Below are 21,807 nucleotides of genomic sequence, written 5' to 3' on the forward strand. Positions count from 1 at the left end.
GGTGCGCGGCGCGCTCAGGTGACTCCCGCCCTCCCAGATGACTCCCCTCGATGAGAGTCATCTGCGAGGAGGCGAGTCACCTAGATGTGGTTCTTGAGGATGGGGTGACCGAGGACGTGCTCCACGAGCGCCCGCGGGCGCGTCACGTCGCCGACCGGATGGACCTTCCAGTCATGTGGCGTGCACGAACCGCTGATCGTGCCGAACCGGACGATGGTTCCGGTCTTCGAAGCGGTCGGCATGGAGCTCCGCTACGTCGAGGCGCGCGACGGCCACTCCTGGGGAGAACTAGCGCGACCGCCTCCGCGACGGCCTGTCCTGGATCTTCCCCGCCCCAGAGGGGCTACTACGAGTAGGTCTCGCCGAGTAGGGCGAGAGGTGCCAGCCGGTCCCGTAGCGAGACGAAGGTTCCGCAGATACGCGGTTCACGACAATTGAACCGCCCAGACAGGCATTCAGCATTCCAGTGACCCGCGGCCGATGGCCATGCACATTCAAATCGGCCGCACTCATGCACCCCAGATGGCCCGTATTCTTAGGCGGGCCGATTCACAGGAGCCAGACCTTCTCCACGGCGAGTTGGGCAAGGATACGACCCCGTTGGATTACGGCATCCTCAGACCACTCTTCGCTCTCCATTGCGCCGTCAAGAACGAGTTGATCAACATGTTTCTCGAGAATCGCCTTCTTCGCCTTGAATGACTTGTCGCCGAGCTCATCATTCAACGACTTGGGCAGCCAAACAAGATTTCCAATTTGCGACGCCCATTCCGTCCCACTTGACTGCGGATGAATGTGCTCGACGTTGCATGATCCTCGCTCAAGTGGATGCTTTGGACGAAGTCCGCGCTGCAAGCGGCCCAACGTATAGAAGACCAAGTCTTTCTGATCGGCCTCGGCCTTCGAGTAGCGAAGGCGCTCAAGAAAGGCAGGCTCGAAGCCATCCTCAGGGATTCTATCCTTGAGAGCGCTTCGGATGTCCGTCAGAACCTGACCGGCATCATCCTTGTTGTCCGCCTCGGTGAGGCGATGAGCAAAGGTCGCATACATCTTGCTTACGCCTCCAGAGCTACTCAGACGCATGACGGCCGTGGTTATATAATGGAAACTTTCTACGGCGGCGAGGAGTTTCGTCAACTGTTTTAGGCTGAGTCGATCCTCGCTGTGAGCGCGGAGAGCGGCGAGCAGCAGTGGTCGTGGCTGTCGAACGCCGAAGACCAGAAGTGCCTCGAGCGCCTCCTTGACAGGATTGAACTCCCTGTCCCATTTTGCGCCTGCCGGGTTTGTTATCTTCGCATAGAGACGCGCGTTATTTAGTAGGGCGGTCAGCAGGTCAGAGTGGCTAAGTTTCTCTGCCTTGACATGGTCGCTTATCTTGCCGAATACACGCCGCTCGGCCACGAAGGGTGCCCACGACAACCACCAGTGGTGAATGAACATGTTAGGCACGGCGCGCTTGCCATCTTCTTCGAGCACTCGTCTCAGTTCGCGCCAGTCTTCCGCATGCGGGTCATGATCGGCATTTTCGGCCGGAAGTCCGCTGAACACAAGATTCTTAACTAAATCAACCGTGTCCAGGTCCTTTCCCCTAGAGTTCAAGGTCTCGAATATCGCGTATGCCTGCTGTTCGGACTCAAGAGGGATCCAGATCACATTGAGGCTCAATACTCGAGCCCGCACATCACTCAGGTACGCGATCGTGTGATCGCGAATTTGATCTTCAGTCGCGTCGCCTACGCGGCGGTCTTCAAGTTTACTTTCCAGCTGCGATCGGAGATCTTTAACGGCGGCGTCAATATTTCGCTGATCCTCATTGGTGGCAACTTTCCGTTCGCCGCGCACCGCGCTCAAGTAGTTGTCGTAGAGATGGCCACCGGCCGCCCCCGACTGCAGGACGTAGTGCTTTCGGTTCTCTTCATCTTTTGTCTCGATGAAGTTGTGGATGCCATCAGCTCGATCCGTCTCGCCGAGATCGTTGAGGTAGTCTCGCAAGACCGAGAGAAGAAGGGTGATGGTAGTCAGTCGTTGCTGGCCATCCACAATTGCGTATCTAAATCCTGCCTTGTAGACGACCATCGGGCCAATAAAGTAGCCCTCAGATTTGGCATCTATAAGATCATCCAGGAATTCCTGCACGTTTTCAGGCGTCCAGGAGTACGGCCTTTGATATCTCGGTACGTCGAGAAGTGTAGTCTTGAGGATGTCTCGGATCGATCGAAGCTGCGGCTGAAACGGCGCATTGCTCATCTTTCCCCCAACGCTTTCTTGGCGACCTTCTGTAAGAAGTACAGAATGCAGAAACTCTGGCCATGCCCATACTGCTTGCATCAACCGATGTCCTCAAAGATCGGCAGCGTACTCGTTCCGACGGTACCTGGTTTAGGTCTCGCCTGTTCAGAAATTCTGCAATAACGCCGGTGCACCGGCCGGCGCATTCAATTTCTTCCCCGACAGAAGCCACCCGGGTCGACGGGTGCCCCAGCCCTCAAGCAACGCCAACCTCATGTCGGTGCTCTGTGGCACTGTCTCGACCTCCCTGAACCAGGCAGCACGGGCTGCGATACCTACGCCACCCGGCGTCACTCGATCGAGGTGCCATGTCCCGGACGTTGAGTCCTGCAGATAAGCTCGATATCGAGCTATTTAGTGCTAAGCTAAAGTCATGATCCGCTCGTTCTCATACATCGACCTGTTCGCCGGGATCGGCGGGTTTCACGCGATGCTCGACCACGCGGGCGGTCGCTGCGTGTACGTGTCCGAGATCGACGCCGCGGCGCGCGGAACGTACGACCACAACTGGGTCAGCGGACCTGGCCTCAGTCGGCCTCCACAGATCAACACAGACATCACCCTGGCGACACCCGAGTTCGACGAGGTCGACGTCCCGAACCATGAGGTGCTTGCCGCGGGCTTCCCGTGCCAGCCGTTCAGCAAGAGCGGCTACCAGCGTGGGATGGAGGAGACGCGAGGCACGTTGTTCTGGAACATCGCCCGCATCCTCGAGACTCGCCGCCCCAAGATCGTCCTCCTGGAGAACGTCCGCAACCTCGCCGGCCCGCGCCATCGTCACGAGTGGGACGTCATCATCCAGACGCTCCGCGAGCTCGGCTACCGCGTGTCCTCGACACCAAGCGTCTTCTCGCCGCACTTCCTCCCGCCATCGATGGGCGGGACACCGCAGGTGCGGGACCGCGTCTTCATCCTTGGCACCTACGTCGGCCGCGACCGAGCGATGGCGGAGACCGACGTGGCTCCGACCGTTGTCCGGGCACCGGTCCAGGACTGGAACGCCCATGACTGGGATGTCGACTGGATCCTCGATGACGACGACACCATCGAGGACCTTCAGCGCTACCAGCTCTCTGACGATGAGTGGGCCTGGATCAACGTCTGGGACGACCTCAACAAGCGCATCCGCGAGAGCACCGGCGAACGGCTCCCCGGCTTCCCACTCTGGGCCGATGACTGGCGGCCGGAGGATGAACTCGACGTCGTCGAGATCGATGCTCTGCCGAAGTGGAAGCGGGACTTCCTGATCAAGAACGCCCGCTTCTATGACGCGCACCGAAAGACCATCGACCGGTGGCGCAAGGCTCATCCCGAGTTCGAAACGTTCCCCGCCTCGCGCCGCAAGCTCGAGTGGCAGGCCCAAGACATCGAGTCCCTGTGGGACACCGTCATGCACTTCCGACCATCCGGGATCCGAGCCAAGGCGCCCACGTATCTCCCGGCGCTGGTGGCGATCACGCAGACCTCGATCATCGGTAGCCGGCAGCGACGGATCACCCCGCACGAGGCCGCACGCTTGCAGGGCCTACCGCGTGAGTTCGAGTTCGCAAACCGGCGCGAGGCGCAGTCATACAAGCAGGTCGGCAACGGCGTCTCGGTCGGCGCTGCGTGGCATGTGTTCCGCACTCACGTCGAGCGGGACCGGGCAGACCTGCCGCCGAAACTCGTCAACGCCGTCCTCGCCGCAGACCTCAACCCCTCACCCGACGCGCTGAGCCCGGCCGCCCACGAAGCCGAGGCGAAGCTCTTGGCCGCGCAAACTAGCGACCTTGATGCGGCTGGGTAAGGACCTCACTGACACGTCCGACGGCTTCGACAGGGTCCTCGTGCTCCCAGATCCGCACGACGGTCCAACCAGCATTGCTCAATACCTGATTGGTGTCGGCGTCGCGCGCAACGTTCGTAGCAAGTTTCTGCCGCCACCACGCTGAGTTGGCACGCGGACTGGTGCCATGAACTGGACAGCCGTGCCAGAAGCAGCCGTCAACGAACACCGCGACGCGCTGCTTCGGGAAGGCGATGTCGATGGACCTCCGCGGCCGACCCGGCACCCGGAAAGTCACTCGATAACGGAGACCAGCCGCGAACAAGGCCTTCCGCAGGGCGACCTCAGGGGCTGTGTCCTTGCGCCGCAATCGCGAATACCGCTGAGTCAACTCGGGAGACGACGGACCGGGATGCGGGGGCATCGAGAATGCCTTGATCCCGTCCTCGTGGTCCGAGCTCATTTCGTGGCCAGCACCTGCTTGACCGCCTCATCGAACTGCTCCTTAGTGAGCGCGCCGGAGGCCCGGAGCTCGTCCAATCCACGGATCTCGTCCACCACTGTTCCGCCGCGGCGGGGCTCCGATGCCCGAAAGATGTCGCTCAGACGAGGAAACCGCTCGGTCGTCAGGAGCCCTTTCGTAAACAGGAGCGCCGCGTCTTCGGTGCCGCGGTGTTCATTGGCTGGCACTCGCATCTCGATGACGCATTCGGGATGGGCAACGGCATGGTCCGCGATTGGGCGGAACGCCAGCACAGTTCCGTCCTGCTTCGACTCCACCCGGGCGGCGACATCGGTATGAACCTCTGGATCAATGAGCACAAGGCCAGGCAAACGAGGATGCAGGAAGACGGTCGGGTCAGTCATGCCGCGACCGGCGCCGCCGAGACCGTTTGAGATTCGAAACGGGGCAGCCTTCTCCTGGAAACTGGCCTTGATCGACCACAGTCCCCGCGCCGCCTCCTGGAGGTCCTGGAGGTCAAAGCCATCAACGTTGTGTCCGCCCGGTGCAGACAGGATCCCCACAGACCACGCAGCAGAAGCAACCACCCACTCGGCGGCCGCACCAACCACGAACCGGTTACCTCGATCTCCCGGATCGCATCGGTCGATGAGCAGTTGCAGGGCTGCCTCACACTCGCTGCGCACGGGGCTACCGGCCACCATCGCGCCCCGGAGCCGATCGAAGGCTTCGGAGCCCGAGGACGAACCGACGGTTTCAAACAGTGTCCCTGTCACGCCGCCACCGTACGACCTTTGTCTGCTCGTCGTTCCGGACAGAAGATGTCGGCCGCGAACCTGGTCGACTGCCCCAGGCAGCAGTCAGCGGGGGTCGAGGTCGATGCGAACCAGCTGTGGGTCGTGTTCCGTCATCCGCATACCGAACTTCGCAAACGGGCTGAACATCGCCAGGATCTTGGGGTCCATCGGCTCCAGTCGCGCCGAGCCTGCTCGCCAGTTTCGTCCGACGCGCAGCCGCACCCGAGGGTCGTCGGCGATGTTGTGGGCGTAGTTCGCGTGCGAGCCGTGGACGCTGATCAACCACGCGACATCGCCCTCGATCGGCCCGCGCGCCACCGGCACCTGTCGCGCCTCACCCGTACGTCGGCCGGTCGTCTCCAGCACGACGAAGAAGTACGGTAACCACTGCGCCATCGTGATGTTGCGCGGGTTCGCCTTCTGCCACATCGCCCGAGCGCGCTTCGGATCCACGTCCTGACTGTATGACTTACCGAGCGGTTGAGCGCTCCGTAAGTCACATCGAACGGTCCCTGTCAGCGACGCCCGGCTGATGGCGGCGGTCCCGTTATGGTGTCCGCGAACACGGCGAGGCTTTCGGGGGTCAGCATGCAGCAGGGCGGTCGCAACCGAACTCGCGCCCTGGTCGCGACCGCAGCTGTGCTGGCACTCGGTGTCGGCGCCATCGGCGCGATCCAGCTCTGGCCCGAGGACGACAAACCTCAGGCCATCGGCAGCACCAACTCACCAGGTCCTACGAACGATGCAAGTCCCACGCCGACAACAGGTCCCACCAGCGACGCGGGGAACACAGCGTCGACCTCACCCACGGATCCCCCGACGGCCGTGCCCTGCGGTAGCAAGGCCCCGGTGACCGGAGCCGGCCTGCCCGCCTTCGCGACCGCGATGGCGTCCTACTCGAAGACGTACGACTTGAGCTGCCCTGGTGCCACGAGCACGTTCGAGCCCCTCAGCACTGACGCCGGCATCGAGAAGTTCCTGGGCGGCAAGGCCGACTTCGCCGCCTCTGATCGCCCGCTCAACGTCGCCGAGATGGACCAGGCGAAGCACCGCTGCAACGGGCCGGCGCTCCATCTCCCGATGGACTTCAGCGCGCTGGAGATCGCCTACAACCTGACCGATCCCAACCGAGCTGCGCCTGAAGGGCTCGTGCTCAGCGCACCGGTCCTCGCCAAGATCTTCACCGGCTCGCTCAAGCGCTGGAACGACCCGTCCATCAGCGCGCTGAACCCGGGCGTATCGCTGCCAGACGTGCCGATCGTCCCGATCTTCCGCTCGGACCAGTCGACCACCACGCAGACGTTCCAGCAGTACCTCACGGCCGCGTCGAGCGGCGCCTGGACCAAGGGCGAGACGACGGCCTTCACCGGCGGTGCTGGTCGGGGAGTTCAGGGCGCCGACGACGTCGTACGAGAGATCAAGTCCACCAAGGGCGCGATCGCGTACCTCGATCCCCAGGGCATCTCCGGTGTCGACACGTTGTACCCGGCTCGGATCCACAACGGCCACGGCGCGACCCAGTTCGTCGGACAGGGGCCGACGAAAGCGATCGCGGGCACCACGGTGCGCCCGCAGTCAGCCGGTGACGCCAGCCTGTTCACGCCATCGCTCTATCGGCCGACCGCGACCGCTGCCTATCCGTTGGTTCAGGTGACCGATCTGATCGTCTGCTCGACAGCGCCGAACGCCGACCGGGCGAACGCGATCAAGTCCTTCCTCCTGGCGGCGGCCGCCACGTCCGAGTCCAAGGGCTACGTGCGGATGCCGGCAAACCTGAAGTCCACGGTCGTGGCCTCGGTCAGGACGATCACGCCGATCAGCTGAGCCGGGTCACGCCGGCGTGGGAGTCTGTCTAGCCTCCTACCTATGGAGCCCACACTCGCCGCGATCGCTGACCGTCTCGCCATCAGCGAGCTCGTCACGAAGCTGTTCGTCTACACCGATCAGGCACGATGGGACGACCTGGTCAACGAGGTCTTCACGCCGGAGGTCTTCTTCGACGGTGGCTTCGGCGACCCAGCCGCGACCGTCGAGGCCCGGACCATCGCCGACGGTTGGAAGGTCGGCCTCGCCGATCTTGACTCCTGCCATCACCAGTCCGGCAACCAGCTGATCGAGATCGATGGCGACACCGCTGCGATCCACGCCGACGCGATCGCGGTGCACTCCAAGGAGTCCGCGACCAAGGGCAAGACCCGCACGTTCATCGGCAGCTACGACATCGGCGCACAACGCACCGACAGCGGCTGGCGCCTCGACAAGTTCGTGTACGACCTCAAGATCGTTGACGGGAACGCCGACCTGACCTGATCCAGTACGCCGGTACCTGGCTGATCCTGGACCCCTCACGGGGTCTCGATACGGCTCCGCTGGCGCTCCGCCTACTCGACCAGCGTGGGAGCGGCGAAGTTGGCGAGGACGGCCTCGCCCAGTGTCTGGGTCGCGGACAGCGGGCGAACCATCACGGTGATCTCCTCGATCAGCCCTGACAAGCCGACGTGCAGCAGGTCCATCCCGTGAATCTCCTTGCCCTGCACCGTCGCTCGGAAGATCAGCACCTGTGCATCGGTGCCTTGATCTCGATACGGCCCCGCTAGCGCCTCGCCTACTCGACCAGCGGCCGGTTCGACGGGGCCGGCGAGCTGGCCGACGTACCGGAACGTCTCGAACGTCCGCAACAACACACCCAACAGCTCAACCACATCCGCCCGCCCCTCGAACGGTCGGAACTTCACCGGGCTGTAGAGCCGCACCTCCGGCGCCAGCGTCGCCGCGATCGCGTCGATGTCGCGCGCCTCCACGCCCGCCCGGAACCTGCCTGCAGGGTCAGAATCGTGATTAGTCATATTCTTGAGTATGCTCGGACCAGCAACAGAAGGGAAGCCCATGGCTCTCAAGCACGCCGTCCTGGCCGCGCTGCTCACCGGCGAGCTCAGCGGCTACCAGCTGGCGAAGGCGTTCGACATCGGCGTCGCGAACTTCTGGCACGCCCTGCCCCAGCAGCTGTACGCCGAGCTCACCCGCCTCGAGGGCGAGGGCCTGATCAGCGGTCGCGAGGTCGTGCAGGAGACCCGCCCCACCAAGCGCCTCTTCACCGTCACCGAGGACGGCCACGCCGAGCTGCAGCGTTTCGTCGACAAGAGCGCCAAGCCATCCGTCATGCGCGATGACCTCGTCGTCATGGTCCAGGCCGTCGACGGCGTCGACCCCGCTCCCGTCATCGCCCAGCTCGAGGAACGCGCCACCTTCGCCGCCGCCAAGGTCACCCTCTTCGAAGGGCTGCTCGAGCGCATGCGCGGCACCCAGACCGAGGACGACTTCCTCAGCACCAGCGATCGCATCGGCCCCTACCTCACCTGTCTCCGCGGCCTCACCTACGAGCAGGAAAACGTCGCCTGGTGTCGCCGCACCGCGTCAATCCTCAACAGCAGGAAGGCAATTCATGCCTAGCTACACCCGCTACGTCGCCCTCGGCGACAGCCAGACCGAGGGTCTGTGGGACGGCAATGACGAGACCGGACTGCGCGGCTGGGCCGACCGGCTCTCCGAGCACCTGGCCGTTGCCAACCCAGGCATGACGTACGCCAACCTCGCCGTCCGTGGCCTCCGCGCCCGACAGATCCGGGAGACCCAGCTCGACGCGGCCATCGCACTCAAGCCCGATATCGCCACGGTGCTGGCCGGCATGAACGACGCCATGCGGCCGTCCTACGACGCGGATGCTGTGACGGCGGACCTCGAGGCGATGTTCGTCGGGCTGACTGCGGCGGGCGCGACCGTCGCCACGCTGACCTTCCCCGACATCGGTCGCATCGCGCCGCTCGCCAAGCCGTTGCGCGCCCGCGTCGAGGACCTCAACGAGCGCATCCGTTCGACGGCCGCTCGCCACGGTGTGGTCGTCGTCGAGTCCACCGCCCACGACGTCACGACCGACCCGCGCATCTGGTCCACCGACCGGCTGCACGCCAGCCCGCTAGGCCATGCCCGGATCGCTGCAGCGATGGCCCACGCGCTCGAGCTGCCCGGCTCGGACGACTCATGGACGCACCCGCTCGTGCCGTTGGAGCCGCTCCCGCGCCTGGAGCGCGCGGTCATCGAGGCGAAGTGGGCGGCCGGCTTCCTGGGGCCGTGGCTCGTACGCCGGTTGCGCGGCCAGTCCTCGGGCGACGGTCGCGAGGCAAAGCGTCCACAGCTACTGCCCGTCGAGGTCAGCTGAGCGGACGGCTCGCCAGGTCTCGATACGGCTCGGCTAGCGCCTCGCCTACTCGACCAGCGGTGGGTGGCTAGCGCCTCGCCTACTCGACCAGCGGTGGGTGGCTAGCGTCTCGCCTACTCGACCAGCGGATTAGAGGCTCGACCGGCATTCCGGGCGTAGGGTCAGGCGTCATGAGCGAAACGGCCGAGCGGACGACGTATGTCCTGATCGACGGCGAGAACATCGACGCCACCCTCGGCACCGCCATCCTGAGTCGCCGGCCGCAGCCGGAGGAGCGTCCGCGCTGGGACCGGCTGCTGAAGTTCGCAGCCGACCAGTGGGGCCAGCCGGCCAAGGGACTGTTCTTCCTGGCGGCCAACAACGAGCTGCCGATGAGCTTCATCCAGGCGCTGTTTGCGTTGGGGTACAAGCCGATTCCGCTGTCCGGCGGCCCCGGCGACAAGGTCGTCGACATGGCGATCCAGCGCACGATCGTCGAGCTGCAGAGCCGCGACGCCGACATGATGCTGGTCAGCCACGACGGTGACTTCCTGCCGCAGCTCGAGCAGCTGTGCGACGGACGCAAGGTCGGGCTGATCGCCTTCCGCGAGTTCCGCAACGCCGGGTTCGTCGGGCTGGCCGACAAGGGGTTGGAGTTCTTCGACCTCGAGTACGACGTGCAGGCGTTCAACGCCCGGCTGCCTCGCGTCCGCATCATCCCGATCGACGAGTTCGAGCCCGCCGACTTCCTGTAGGCGAGCGGTCGAGGTGGCGGCGGTTGTTCACGCCGCGGGCCACCACGCGTCATGTCGCGGTTCTAACGTCGGCAGAGTCACTGTCGACTGACGTCAGAGGAGCCCGAGATGAGCGCGATGAACCGTCGGACCGTCCTGGCAGCGAGCGGCGCGATCGCCGCCGGCGCCGCGGTCAACCTGCTGCCCGGTGTCGCGTTCGGGGCCGAGAAGCCGCGCACCGGCACCGAGACCAAGACGGTCAAGGGCACGTTCCCGACGGGCACCTCGGACTTCTTCTACCTGCCGATCACCGTGCCGCGTGGCGTGAGCAAGATCGACGTGAAGTACTCCTACGACAAGCCGACCGTCCCGCAGGGCACCCGCGGAAACGCTTGTGACATAGGCATGTTCGGGCCCGAGGGCTACCAGCCGGGCAACAAGCGCGGCTTCCGCGGCTGGTCCGGTGGGTTCCGCGACAGCTTCTCGATCAGCGCCTCCGAGGCCACGCCCGGATACATCGCCGGCCCGATCAAACCGGGCACCTGGCACGTCATCCTCGGCCCGTACACCGTTGCGCCCCAAGGCCTTTCGTACGACGTCAACATCACCCTGACGTACGGCCCCGCGGGCCCGACGTACAAGCCGAACCCGGCACCGACGAGCGCGCCCAAGAAGGAGCGCGGCCGCGCCTGGTACCGCGGCGACAGCCACCTGCACACCGTGCATTCCGACGGTCGTCGCACGCCGGCCGAGCTGGTCGCCGACGCCCGCGCGGCCGGCCTCGACTTCGTCACGTCGACGGACCACAACACCTACAGCTCCCAGCTCCAGTGGGGCGACCACGCCACCGACGACCTGCTCATCCTCAACGGCGAGGAAGTCACCACTCGCTCGGGTCACTGGCCGGCCATCGGTCTGCCCGCCGGCACCTGGCTGGACTGGCGCTACCGCTCCTCGAACCCGAAGGCGTTCGAGCACTTCGTCGCCGAGGCGCATCGCGCGGGAGGCCTTGTCGTTGCTGCACATCCGTACGCCAACTGCTTCGGCTGCGCCTACGAGTTCACCTACGACCACGTCGACCTGGTCGAGGTCTGGAACGGCCCGTGGGACATCTCCGACGAGGCGTCCGTGACCGCGTGGCACGGCATGCTCCGCCAGGGTCAGTTCGTCGCGGCCGTGGGCCATTCCGACGCGCACAACCCGGACAACACCATCGGCCTGCCGCAGACGATCGTGCACGCGGACAAGCTCGAGCGCGGTGCCCTGATGAAGGGCCTCGCGGCCGGTCGCTCGTGGATTGCGGAGTCCTCGGCCGTGGACCTGACGTTCCGCGCGAGCGCGCGTGGGCGTACGGCTGAGATCGGCGACCACCTCAAGGTCGACACCGGCACACCCATCACGGTGACCTGCGAGGTGAGTGGCGTCCCGGGCACCACGATCCAGGCGATCGACCAGACCGGCCCGACGTTCTCCGCCCCGGTCGATGCGACCGGCAAGGCGACGCTGACGTGGACGACGTACGCGCGCTACTCCAACTGGGTGCGCGCCGAGGTACGCCGGGGGACCGGTCTCCCCGCGCCGATGGTCGCGCTCACCAACCCGATCTGGTTCGACGCGCGTCGAGGGTGACAGCACGGCTACGCCGACGGCGATCCGAGCAGCAGCGGGAGTCGCGGCGCGGTGCCGGACTCAGCAGCTGCCCTGGCCCAGAGCACGCCGGCCAGACCGGTCGTCAGATCGCCTGACAGGCGCAGGCTCCCGGAGCCGAGCACGCCGGTGTGCGCACCACTGATCAGGTGCCAGTCCACCCGGGACGCGAGGCGGGCGACCTGCTCGGCCGGGTCAGACACAGCGGCAGCCACCAGCACCCCAGCCTGTCCGTCGGCGAGTCCACCGCTGCCCGCCAAGCTGTCCAAGGCGTACGCCGACAGCGCCTGAGTGGCCGTCTCCAGCTCCTCGTCGTGACGCTCTTCGGACAGCAGGTGGAGCACGGCGTACAGACCGGTGACACCGGAAGCCAGGCCCGCCGGACCCGCGCCGCCGGGAAGGCTGCGGAACTCACCCAGGGCCAGCTCGATGGCGCGGTCGAGGAGCTCCGACGCCCCGGTGCGCTGGTGGGCGCGCAGCAGGAAGAGCGCCACCCCGGTGTCGCCGTGCCACAGGCCCGGCTGCGCGCCGCAGCCGGGCGGTGCGGCGAGACAGCGGTCCACGGCATCGTCAAGCCACGCTGACAGCTCCGGCCGTGAGTCGAGCAGCTCCAGCAGGGCCAGGCCGTAGCCGGCGACCCCGGAGGACAACGAGACGTCGAGGTCGTCGACCACGGCGGCGCGAGCCCGGTCGAGCGCGACCTGGGTCCGCTCATCGTCACCCTGCTCCGCCCAGGCCAGGGCCATCCCGGCCCAGCCCTCGAGCAGGCCGCTGCCGCAGCCCGCCGGCGCGAGCGCATCGAAGCGCCGCCGCATCCAGTCCAGATGAGCCTCGGGCACGTGCTGGCCGATGGCCGTGAGTGCGAGCGCTACGCCGAGCGCTCCCGTCGCGAGGTCGAGACCGCCGTGTGCTCCTCGGAACTGCGTGATGTCACCGGGATACAGACGGTCGGCGCGATCCAGCTCTGCGCTGTCCAGCAGCGCGGTGACCAGCACCTCCCGGTCCGGACCGCCTGGCGACGTCTCCGGTCGGCCATCGTCGGCCAGGTTGTCCAGGTCGAGCTCGGCACGGACGACGTCAGCGAACGAGTCGTCCAGCGGATACAGCTCGGTCGCCGCCGCGATCAGCCGGTCCGCCTGGTCGGGCCCCCAGTGGATCCCGATGGTGAGCGGCAGCAGCAGCCACAACCGGATACAGCCCAGGCCGAACCGGTCGGCGGCAGCTCCGAGGTAGTGCACGGGCGCCTGAAAGCCGGGTGCGCCCATCCGCGGCGGGGACTGCGACTCGACGGAGGTCGCCGCCTCGAAGTCGATGAAGTGCAGGGCACCGTCCTCGCCGACCAGGATGTTGTTGGGGTGCAGGTCGCCGAAGACGACACCTCGGTCGTGCATCGCGTACACCGCGTCCGAGACCTTCTCCATGACGCCAGTCACCCAGCCGGCGTAGTCCGCCAGAGCGGCAGGATTACCGTGCCCGGTGAGCAGCGGGTTCCTCCCGGCCGCGAGCACGGCAAGGGACGTGCCCTCGACGAATTCCCTTGCCAGGTATTCGTTCTCGTGGCCGAGCTCCATGCCGTACACCTTTGGCACGACGTCGAGGCCGGTCAACGCGCACATCGCCCAGTGCTCGCTGCGCAGCCGGGTGACCGCGTCCCCGACGGAGTCCAAGCCGGCGTGGGGGCGGGCCTCCTTCAGCAGGACCTTCGCGCCGGTGGCCTTGTCCTGCGCGACGTAGACCCCGCCACTGTTGGAGAAGTGCAACGCCTGCGAGACCGAGTACGGGAAGTCGGACATCGTGCTGGCACGCTGAGCGGCGTACGACTCCTGGAGACACGGGGGGACGGCCACGCCGTCGAGCAGATGGAACCCAGGACGGCGGTCGTCGGGCACGAGCTCGCCCGTGGGCGTACGCACGGCGGGCACCTCTCGACCGTCTGCATCGGTCGTCGTCATCTTCACGAATGCGCCGTAACGAACGTAGAGCGGTCCGGACCGGAACCGAAGGTCCGTCAGGATGCGCGGCCCCTCCCTACCGCCGATTACCGCGTCGAGCTCGGTCAACGTCCGCTCGAGAGCCGCCTCGTCAGTCGGGTAGATCGCGACGAACTTGCCGCTCGCGGTCCGGTCGCCGGCCTTGCTGTTGCGGCGCAACAGAAGGGTGCGGCTGCGAATGAACTTGTACGCCAGGCCAGCTCGATGGCAGTAGGACTCGACGGCCTTGAGGATGTCCTCGGCGTTGTCCAGCGTGGCCGAGACATGGACCTTCCATCCCTGCTCCGGCATCGGGAAGGCCACCGGCTGACGAAAGATCCACTCGCCGCTGTCCCGGGTGACCCATCCCGTCGGGAGCTCGGTCGGCCAGTCGCTGCTGTCGGTCACGGGCAGGTCGTAGTACGGGTATCCGTCGCCACGACAGAAGGTGGTGTGGTCCATGTCGCTCAGATCCTCCAGCCGAAGTACTTCATGGCGATGCCCTTCCACAACGGGGCATCAGGTCCTTTCATCACGGCGGTGCCCGAGGTCGCGTCACGGCGCGGGCCGTCGTCGACGTGCACGGGACGGGTCTTGACCGGGACCTTGAGGCCGGCGCGCACCGGCGCCAGGGCACTCATCGGGACCCGCATCCGAACCGTCTCCGCGGGGCCGACCGTCGCGTGCCCGACCGTCACGCGGGCGAACATCCCCGTGCGGTAGAGCGTGACGGGAGTGCCCTCGGCGAAGGTGTCGTTGCGGTTGTCCGAGGCGACCAGGACGGTGCCGTGCTCCGTTGTCGTCCAGCTCGCGGACACGGTCGTCGGGACTCGTACGAGACCGAGCACGCACGCAGCCGCACCGACGAGCACCCCGGTGACCAGGACGATCCGTGCTCGGCTCGCGCCTCCGGTCCGTGCGACCCGGGCGATGCGCCGCAGACCGTTCAGCACCCAGACGGCCAGCCCGACGAGGACGCAGCCGCCGAGCACGATGCCGCTCGTGCCGAGCGCGGCGAGGACCCCACCCAGCGTGCGTACGGCCTGAGTCACGAGGACCGCCGGGAACACGATGCAGGCGATGCCGTACGCCGTCGCCCAGCGATGTCGTACGAGTGAACGCTCGTACGTCCCGCCGAACAGGACGTGACCGACCGCGCCGCGGGCGTCGTGCATCGCCCGCCGACGCAGGTGGGGCTCGTCGAGGTGAGTCATCAAGGCGATGTAGCCGTCGAACTTCACGAACGGAAGGACGTTCAGTGCGGCGGCAATGTAGGTGGCGATGCACAGGATGACGAGGGTGTCGCGGACGTCGCCGTTGGTGAACGGGATCCCGAGGGCGGCGATGCCGCCGATCACGAGCTGGGCGTAGATGCCGACCAGTGCGACATGGACCCGCTGGCGGTTCTCGGGCAGCCGCCAGCTGTCGGAGATGTCGCAGAAGAACGCGGGCGTGAGATAGAAGATCATGACCCCGATGCGCGAGGACTTGCCGCCGTAGCGGCTCAGCGTGGCCCCGTGCGCAAGCTCGTGCACGACGCTCGAGGTGCTGAACGCCAGGAACGCGGCGAGGTAGGTCCAGATCGAGAGTGGTCGGGTGACCGTGTCGCCGACGATCCGGTGGCCGACCAGCATCGTGAGGAGGCCGGCGACCACCAACAGTGCGGAGAGCGCACGGACCGACCGATGCGCCAGGAGCCGGACGACGGGTCGGATCACGCGGATGATCGCGCTCGGATCCAGCAGTGTGAGCTGGATGGTGAACGGCCGACGCACCGACAGGACTCGCTGGGGCTTGCGCTGCGACGTACCGACCAGACACCCCTGCCGACCGAGCTCGGCGACTGCTCCGACCACCCGGTCCCGTGTCCACGGGTCGCCGAGGTCACGGATCAAGGCGTCCAGGTCGCGGCTCCCGTCCATCAAGGAGGCCGCCTGCGCCATCCACGACGTCGTCCGCAGGTAGTCGGTCGGCCCACGCTGGATGGTCCAGCTCGAGTTCTCGGCGATCGGTGGGTGCACCGTCACGTCATCACACAGCTGTGGTCCCACGGCGACGGTCGTCGGCATCGGAGCGTAAGTGGTCATCGTCGGTCCTTCCTGTCGGACGCCGGCATCTGCGGGGTCTGGGTCATCGGGCGCGAGCGCCGTACAGTGGTTGGCATCGTCGGATCGTGCTCGGCGGATCTGGCTGGAACGGGACGCGGTGCGCGATTGGCGCGGGCACCGCGTCCTGTGTCGCTCCTGCGGTTTCGTCACGGGTGAGTGCACGTGACGTTGTCGGTGACGGACCGACGCGGGCGCATGATTGGCGCGTGCGCCGACCCCGGTCCGTCACCGATCAAGGGCGGTCGATCAGGTGGCGACCGAAACGATGATCGAGATCGTCAGGATCGCGGTCGGCCAACCGACCTGCGGGCTGGCGACCGGGGCCTCCAGCGTCTCCAGCTCCTGCATCGCGAGCTCAAAGTTCTCGTTCATGATGAAATCCCTTCTCTTTGTTGGCGATCCGGCCAGGTGGCCGGTCCGTGGTGCCGTCGACCAGTCAGTCGACGAGTGGTTCATGCGACGATTGAGACCGTCTGGATCAGGTGGCGACCGAGACGATGATCGAGATCGTCAGGATCGCGGTCGGCCAACCGACCTGCGGGCTGGCGACCGGGGCCTCCAGCGTCTCCAGCTCCTGCATCGCGAGCTCAAAGTTCTCGTTCATGATGAAATCCCTTCTCTTTGTTGATGATCCGACCGGTTGGCCGGGCCACATCTGTGAGCTGCTGACGCCTGGGTCGGCGCGCCAACGGCGGGTTAGGCGGTAAGAAGAGGCCGATCCGGTGCTGGCTCCGGCGAGACGGACAGGAGATCGGTGAGGTCGTCCGTGTCGAGGTCACCGAGCATGGGCAGACCGGCACCCCAGCGCTGATGGACCCGACGTACCAGGACTGCGCGATCGCCCGAGGACAACGCAACGGGCTCGACTCCCCACCGCTCGACGAGCTGGGCCAGACCACGCACCGGATCGGGATCGAGCGGTGCCGCATGGTGCGTCCGCACGACCGTCCACACCTGGCTCAGCCGTTGGGCGGAGCCGTAGCGGCGGTCCCCGGCGAGCACGGCCCTCCACACCGCGGGGAGCACGGCAGCGAGGCAGGGGACCTTCCGCGTACCTGTGAGCAACGAGAGCTCAGAGGCGATGAGCCAGGACTTGATCCCGAACGGCGGTCGCCCGAGGTGTAGTGCCGGCACATGACTCATGGCGCTGATGCGGGCCACCACGGCCGGCGTCGGCTCGCCGTCGGCCGCCGCTCGGTCAAGAGTGTTGGACGCTCTGATCAGCTCTCCGATCAGCGCCAGGACGACCGAGTCCTGCGGTTGCACTGTGTCGTGCGTCGAGATGTGGGCTGAGGACAATCGGTGCAGGACCTCGACGATGCCTTCGTGAATCAGCCACGGCGGCAACGTCTCCCGGGCCTGTGGGTCATGGACGGCCGCCACTGGGCGCAGCGCCGGACCGAGCACGAGATGCCGGGACCGAGGGTGGTCCAGGACAGCCGCAGCCGCGACCTCGGAACCGGTGCCCAGGGTGCTCGGGACCGCCACCACGGGACGCTGCTGACCGCCTGGGGCCGGCAGCACGATCAGGCCGGATCGTCCGGGCCGCGAGAGCATCCGGCGGGTGGTTCCCGAGTCCGCCATCGACACCGCGAGCTTCACGCTGTCCATGACCGTGCCACCGCCGATCGCTACGACGACATCAGCGCCGTCCAGGTGATCTGACAGGCGCTCGATCTCGTCGAGGCTGTTGCGCCCGGCATGCGTCCGCTGGGAGACAGTGGCACCGAAGCCGTTCAGCCAGTCGTGGGCCGTTGTCACGACCGGAGAGGACTCGAGCGCCGGATCGACGACGACGACCGCATGCTCGGGCGCCTGCTGCGTCCGCAACATGACTTCGTGGGATGCATTGGCCCACAACGCTTTTGAGTTCATGCCGCGCGCCGGTGGGAGAGTGAGCGCCAGCTGCTGAGGCCGACGCGCAGCGCGGTGAAGAGCTCGTCGAAGTCTGCGTCGGTGTAGGTCAGCGCCGGAATCAGCTGCACTCCCTGACGACCTGGATAGACCACGACGCCGGCCTCACGAATCTGGCTGACCAGCTGTCCGACATCCACCTGCGGCATCGGGCGGCCGTTCGCTCCCCGAATCTCCACCGCCCTGAACAGTCCTCGGCCTCGCAGCTCTCCGACCGACTCGTCGTCCTCGGCGAGTGCCCGGAGTCGGTTGTCGAGCTCTGCGCCTCGGGAGCGGGTGAGGTCCAGCGCGCCGAGCCGGTCGAACTCGGAGAGGGTCGCGGTGATCGCGGCGCACGCCACAGCGGTGCCGCCCTGCGTCTCGCCGTGCACGAGTCCTGCGTCGGTGTCGACGAACGGCGCGTAGACCGATTCGGACACGAGGACGGCGGCAGTCGCCTGAGCGCCGTTCGTCAGGCCCTTCGAGCTGATCAGCACATCGGGCGGTCCACTCCACTCATCACTGGCGAAGAAGACGCCCGTCCGACCGAATCCGGTGGCGACCTCGTCGGCGACCAGGACGAACGGGTGCTCCTCACGTAGGGCGAGGAGAACATCGACGAATTCGGTTGTCAGCTCGACACATCCGTTGCCGATGACCGGCTCCACGACGACGGCGGCGATCGAGTCACCCTGAGCATCGAACAGGGCGCGCAGGGCCACCGAGTCGTTCGGCGGGACGTGTCGGACCAGTGACTGGTCGACGCCGTACATCCGTTGACCGAGCTGCTCGCCCGTCAGGGCGAAGCTGCCCATCTTCAGGCCGTGGTACGAGTCGCGCAACGAGACGACGATGCGTCGGCGGGTCCGTCCCGCGAGGAGCTGGTGCTGGCGCGCGAGCTTGATCACCACGTCGTTAGCGGCACCGCCCGAGGTCGTGAACATGACCTTCGTGAAGTGGGCTGCCCCCGCTCGGCTCACCAGGGCGTCGGCGGCCGCACGAGCGTGGGGGTTCTCTGACCGGAAGACGCCCAAGTACGACGCGTCGCGGAGAGCGTCGCCGCACGCCTGGGCGACGGCCTCGTTGCCGTAGCCGAGGTTGACGTTCCACAGACCACTCGTCGCGCACAGCAGCTCTCGACCGGTCGCCGTACGAACTCGCGTGCCTGTGGCGGACACGAGACAGAGCTCGTCCTGGCCGTGTTCTGACGGGCTGAGGAAGTAGGGCCAGAGGGCACTCATCGCGGACTCCGTTCGAAGGTCATCAGCTCGGTGAGCAGGTGGTTGCCGGTGAGTGGAAGTGCTTGCTGTGCAAGCAGACTCAGGCCGTGCTCCTCGGCCTCAGCACGGATCTGCTCCGGCGGGATCAGGCGGATGCGGGTGGTGAAGACATCGACCGCGTCAGGTGCCTCACCCACGACGAGCGTCACGTCGCGATGGCCTCGTCCGGGATCAACGTGCTCGCGCATCTGGAGCGGCCGACCACTGGTGGTCGTGCCCTGCAGCTCGACCGCGGGATCGTCCGGCCTCCAGGTCGGCGACAGGTGCACCGTCGTGAGGACGAGCACGCCGTCGGGATCGAGATGCTGTCGCGCGGAGCTGAACAGACCCGCCCGGCCGGCGTCGTCCAGCAAGGACGCGGACGTCGTACCCACCGTGATCACGCCGTAGGTCGTGCCGAGGTCGAATGCGCTCATGTCGCCGTGCACGACCTGGGCTCGGTCCTGCACTGCTCGCGGCAGCCGTCCCAGTCGCTCGCCCAGCAGCCGAACCATGGCTGGTGCGTAGTCGAGCGCGGTCACCTCACGCCCGAGCGCGAGGAACGGGAAGGTGAGCCGTCCGCCGCCGGCGGCGAGGTCGAGGACCGGCCCCGGGTGATCGCGTACGACCCTCGTCATCTCACGCAGATCGCTGGCGTCATGCCGAGCGATGTCGTCGTAGATCACCGCACCTGCATCGCTGTAGAGGTCCTCGGACGCCATGGCGGTCATGCCGCGCTCCCGACCAGCTGCGCCGCACGGGCGTCGGCGAACGGCACGAGCCGGTGGTGCTCGAGCAGCTCGAGTCCGCCGGTGATCAGGGCGCTCGGCAGCACGTCCTCGAGGTCCTCAGCGCTGGGGGCGCTGGTCAGTGCTTCCAGCACGCCCGCCGTCTCGGCGTTGACCGTGAAGGTGCGGCCGGTCAGCGGGTCGTGCGCCAGGACCCGGTCGGTGCAGGTGACCGAGATGATGCTGCCGGGTGCCAGGTCCTTGGCCCGCCCGTCACCGAATCCGGAGACGGCGGTGGCCTCGAGACCCATGGCGGCGACGTACCGCAGGAGGCGGACCGCCCTCAGGTATCGGTCCATCCACGGCCGCTCGGCGAGCTCGCCCGCGAGCGCGCCCGGCGTCAGCCGTCGGCTCAAGGCTTCGTACGCTCCCGCGTCCTGCCAGCGCAGCTCGACCTGCTCGAGGGTGTCGTCCACGGTGCCGAGCACCGCGCCGCCGGGGCTGGTGCTGACCTGCCCGCCCTCGACGTACAGGCGGTGTGTCGGTCCTCCGTGAGGCGAGTGCAGACCGAGGGCGTTCTGGTCGGCGAGCTCGAACAGCGGGTTGAGCAGGTGCTCGGCGAACGTTCCATCGCGCTCGGCGGCGTCGGCGTCGGCGATGAAGGACCGCAGATCGTCCGCGTCGTGCACCCGCAGCAGGGTGGGGCCGGGCACGGCGAGGAACGCGGCCATCGCGTAGGCCTGCACCTCGATGTAGGTCGTGCCGTCGAGGCAGGCCTCGTCACCGGGCTCGGCCAGTCGGCCGTCGAGGCTCGGTCCGGCGAGCTGGGCTCCGGAGGGCGCGAAGACCGTACGTCCGTGGCCGAGTGAGCCGGCCAGCACCGCGGCCACGTCGTCCGGGTCGACGACCAAGGTGACCGCCGTCCGGTCCGCTGTGTGGTCCGGGACCCAGCCCGTCGCCCAGTGGATGAGCTGTGCTTTGTCAGTCATGACGCCTCCAGAGGTGGGCATGTCGTGCTGCCCGCGGCAGCGTGATGGGTGATCTCGATGAGGTCCTTGAGGCCGGCCGGTACGCCTAGGGCCCCAGCGACACCGGTGACGTTGAGCACCAGCTCGTCGACGCCGACCCGCTCGTACGCGGCGATACCGTCCTGGATGTCGGCCATCGACCCGGCCAGACACCCGCCCGCGGCGATGAGCCCGCCGGCGATCGCGTGCAGGTCGTCGCCGAGGGCGACGCCGCCGCGCCGGAGCATGTCGCGGTAGTGCGGTGCCTGCAGGTGAGCGCGGCTGCCAGCCACGATGAGCTCGACCAGGTCCCTCCCGGTCGCGGCGAGCACGGTGGGAACGACTGTGACCAGGCGCGTCCTCGACGACGTGTTGACCGACCGCAGCGCCGGGCGGATGGTGTCCTCCAGGTAGGCCGGCGGTGTCATCCAGGACACCGCGAAGTCGGCGAATTCGCCTGCGACAGCGGCCATCCCGGGTCGGAGCACTCCGAGCCCGAGCCGCACCGGTGCGTGGGTCAAGTGGGCCAGTCCCGAACCGCCGGCGCTCGTGTCGTCCAGGAACCGGCGTACGGACGTGAGGTAGGAGCGGGAGGTGCCCAGCGGGCTGCGATAGGTCTCGCCCAGAAGAGCGCGCTGTAGCGCCACGCTGCCTGGGCCGTACGCGATGTCGACCGGGCTGGTGGTCTGCGCGGCAAGGGATCGGGCCTGGGCCGCCGCCTGGAAGGGGTGACGCAGCGGCATGAGGCTGACCGCGATCCCGACCTGACCGATGTGGGGGAGGACGGCCGCGAGGTGCTGGTAGGTCTCCAACCGGGTCGACTCGCCCTGCCACACCCGAGAGATCGCACAGTGCCGCAGGACCTTGGCCGCGGCGTCGACCTGGGCCGTCGTGCTGGGCACGAAGGGGAGAAGGACGCTGATCTCCATCGCAGGACACCTCCGCTCGGTGG

The 21,807-nt window shown here is 66.8% G+C and carries 22 protein-coding genes; 7 read left to right on the forward strand and 15 right to left on the reverse strand.

Annotated features, from left to right (window positions below):
- Positions 1-80: 80 nt before the first annotated feature.
- Entirely contained in the window at positions 81-242 is a 162-nt protein-coding gene (locus VV02_RS26270) for a hypothetical protein (RefSeq protein ID WP_157063230.1), read from the reverse strand.
- 307 nt (positions 243-549) lie between these two features.
- Complete coding sequence (locus tag VV02_RS02125; protein WP_169787627.1) at positions 550-2,247, reverse strand: DUF262 domain-containing protein; 1,698 nt, start codon at positions 2,245-2,247, stop codon at positions 550-552.
- Between the two features lie 415 nt (positions 2,248-2,662).
- On the opposite strand from VV02_RS02125, the gene VV02_RS02130 reads away from it, so the two are divergent.
- Positions 2,663-4,075, forward strand: a complete 1,413-nt coding sequence (locus VV02_RS02130) for a DNA cytosine methyltransferase (RefSeq protein WP_052589511.1) — start codon at positions 2,663-2,665, stop codon at positions 4,073-4,075.
- Here VV02_RS02130 and VV02_RS02135 read toward each other — a convergent pair.
- From VV02_RS02135 to VV02_RS02145, 3 genes are all read right to left on the reverse strand, one after another.
- Complete coding sequence (locus tag VV02_RS02135; protein WP_342667812.1) at positions 4,050-4,517, reverse strand: very short patch repair endonuclease; 468 nt, start codon at positions 4,515-4,517, stop codon at positions 4,050-4,052. The genes VV02_RS02130 and VV02_RS02135 overlap by 26 nt on opposite strands.
- Entirely contained in the window at positions 4,514-5,293 is a 780-nt protein-coding gene (locus tag VV02_RS02140; protein WP_052589512.1) for an SHOCT domain-containing protein, read from the reverse strand. Before VV02_RS02140 ends, VV02_RS02135 begins: the two co-directional genes overlap by 4 nt.
- Positions 5,294-5,377: 84 nt before the next feature.
- The gene (locus tag VV02_RS02145) at positions 5,378-5,767 is read right to left on the reverse strand and encodes a nitroreductase family deazaflavin-dependent oxidoreductase (protein ID WP_157063231.1); all 390 of its coding nucleotides are present in this window, start codon (positions 5,765-5,767) and stop codon (positions 5,378-5,380) included.
- Positions 5,768-5,902: 135 nt separating this feature from the next.
- Between VV02_RS02145 and VV02_RS02150 the strand changes: the two genes are divergently transcribed.
- Entirely contained in the window at positions 5,903-7,138 is a 1,236-nt protein-coding gene (locus tag VV02_RS02150; protein ID WP_052589514.1) for an extracellular solute-binding protein, read from the forward strand.
- A gap of 42 nt (positions 7,139-7,180) precedes the next feature.
- Positions 7,181-7,624 carry a nuclear transport factor 2 family protein gene (locus VV02_RS02155; protein WP_052589515.1) on the forward strand — a complete coding sequence of 148 codons (444 nt, stop codon included), beginning with the start codon at positions 7,181-7,183 and terminating at the stop codon, positions 7,622-7,624.
- A 71-nt stretch (positions 7,625-7,695) separates the two neighbouring features.
- On the opposite strand, the gene VV02_RS02160 is transcribed toward VV02_RS02155, so the two are convergent.
- Complete coding sequence (locus tag VV02_RS02160; protein ID WP_052589516.1) at positions 7,696-8,160, reverse strand: nuclear transport factor 2 family protein; 465 nt, start codon at positions 8,158-8,160, stop codon at positions 7,696-7,698.
- Between the two features lie 40 nt (positions 8,161-8,200).
- Here VV02_RS02160 and VV02_RS02165 point away from each other — a divergent pair, with 40 nt between their 5' ends.
- The 4 genes from VV02_RS02165 to VV02_RS02180 all read left to right on the forward strand — a co-directional run bounded on the left by VV02_RS02165 (position 8,201) and on the right by VV02_RS02180 (position 11,872).
- Complete coding sequence (locus VV02_RS02165; RefSeq protein ID WP_052589517.1) at positions 8,201-8,764, forward strand: PadR family transcriptional regulator; 564 nt, start codon at positions 8,201-8,203, stop codon at positions 8,762-8,764.
- Positions 8,757-9,530, forward strand: a complete 774-nt coding sequence (locus VV02_RS02170) for an SGNH/GDSL hydrolase family protein (RefSeq protein WP_052589518.1) — start codon at positions 8,757-8,759, stop codon at positions 9,528-9,530. The genes VV02_RS02165 and VV02_RS02170 overlap by 8 nt, the downstream gene beginning before the upstream one ends.
- 170 nt (positions 9,531-9,700) lie before the next feature.
- Positions 9,701-10,264 (forward strand): NYN domain-containing protein, encoded by a 564-nt coding sequence (locus VV02_RS02175; protein ID WP_052589519.1) that lies wholly within the window; start codon positions 9,701-9,703, stop codon positions 10,262-10,264.
- 108 nt (positions 10,265-10,372) lie between these two features.
- Positions 10,373-11,872, forward strand: coding sequence for a CehA/McbA family metallohydrolase (locus tag VV02_RS02180; RefSeq protein WP_052589520.1), 1,500 nt, complete (start codon positions 10,373-10,375; stop codon positions 11,870-11,872).
- Between the two features lie 8 nt (positions 11,873-11,880).
- On the opposite strand, the gene lanKC is transcribed toward VV02_RS02180, so the two are convergent.
- The 9 genes from lanKC to VV02_RS02215 all read right to left on the reverse strand — a co-directional run bounded on the left by lanKC (position 11,881) and on the right by VV02_RS02215 (position 21,784).
- Entirely contained in the window at positions 11,881-14,322 is a 2,442-nt protein-coding gene (lanKC, locus tag VV02_RS02185) for a class III lanthionine synthetase LanKC (RefSeq protein WP_052589521.1), read from the reverse strand.
- Between the two features lie 5 nt (positions 14,323-14,327).
- On the reverse strand, positions 14,328-15,947 hold the full coding sequence (mpaP, locus tag VV02_RS02190) for a daptide biosynthesis intramembrane metalloprotease (RefSeq protein ID WP_052589522.1): 1,620 nt from the start codon (positions 15,945-15,947) through the stop codon (positions 14,328-14,330).
- Positions 15,948-16,214: 267 nt separating this feature from the next.
- A complete protein-coding gene (locus tag VV02_RS27270; protein WP_281177279.1) occupies positions 16,215-16,340 on the reverse strand; it encodes a hypothetical protein in 126 nt (41 codons plus the stop codon).
- Between the two features lie 106 nt (positions 16,341-16,446).
- Positions 16,447-16,572: a hypothetical protein gene (locus tag VV02_RS27275; RefSeq protein WP_281177279.1), complete on the reverse strand. Its 126-nt coding sequence runs from the start codon at positions 16,570-16,572 to the stop codon at positions 16,447-16,449.
- 92 nt (positions 16,573-16,664) lie between these two features.
- Positions 16,665-17,801 (reverse strand): daptide-type RiPP biosynthesis dehydogenase, encoded by a 1,137-nt coding sequence (gene mpaC, locus VV02_RS02195; RefSeq protein WP_052589523.1) that lies wholly within the window; start codon positions 17,799-17,801, stop codon positions 16,665-16,667.
- Positions 17,802-17,839: 38 nt separating this feature from the next.
- Positions 17,840-19,102, reverse strand: coding sequence for a daptide-type RiPP biosynthesis aminotransferase (gene mpaD, locus VV02_RS02200; protein WP_052589524.1), 1,263 nt, complete (start codon positions 19,100-19,102; stop codon positions 17,840-17,842).
- Complete coding sequence (gene mpaM / locus VV02_RS02205; RefSeq protein WP_052589525.1) at positions 19,099-19,851, reverse strand: daptide-type RiPP biosynthesis methyltransferase; 753 nt, start codon at positions 19,849-19,851, stop codon at positions 19,099-19,101. Before mpaM ends, mpaD begins: the two co-directional genes overlap by 4 nt.
- Positions 19,848-20,837 carry a daptide biosynthesis RiPP recognition protein gene (mpaB, locus tag VV02_RS02210; RefSeq protein ID WP_052589526.1) on the reverse strand — a complete coding sequence of 330 codons (990 nt, stop codon included), beginning with the start codon at positions 20,835-20,837 and terminating at the stop codon, positions 19,848-19,850. Before mpaB ends, mpaM begins: the two co-directional genes overlap by 4 nt.
- Positions 20,834-21,784 carry an LLM class flavin-dependent oxidoreductase gene (locus tag VV02_RS02215; RefSeq protein ID WP_052589527.1) on the reverse strand — a complete coding sequence of 317 codons (951 nt, stop codon included), beginning with the start codon at positions 21,782-21,784 and terminating at the stop codon, positions 20,834-20,836. The genes mpaB and VV02_RS02215 overlap by 4 nt, the downstream gene beginning before the upstream one ends.
- Positions 21,785-21,807 lie beyond the last annotated feature (23 nt).

Source organism: Luteipulveratus mongoliensis (genome assembly GCF_001190945.1).
Lineage (GTDB): Bacteria > Actinomycetota > Actinomycetes > Actinomycetales > Dermatophilaceae > Luteipulveratus > Luteipulveratus mongoliensis.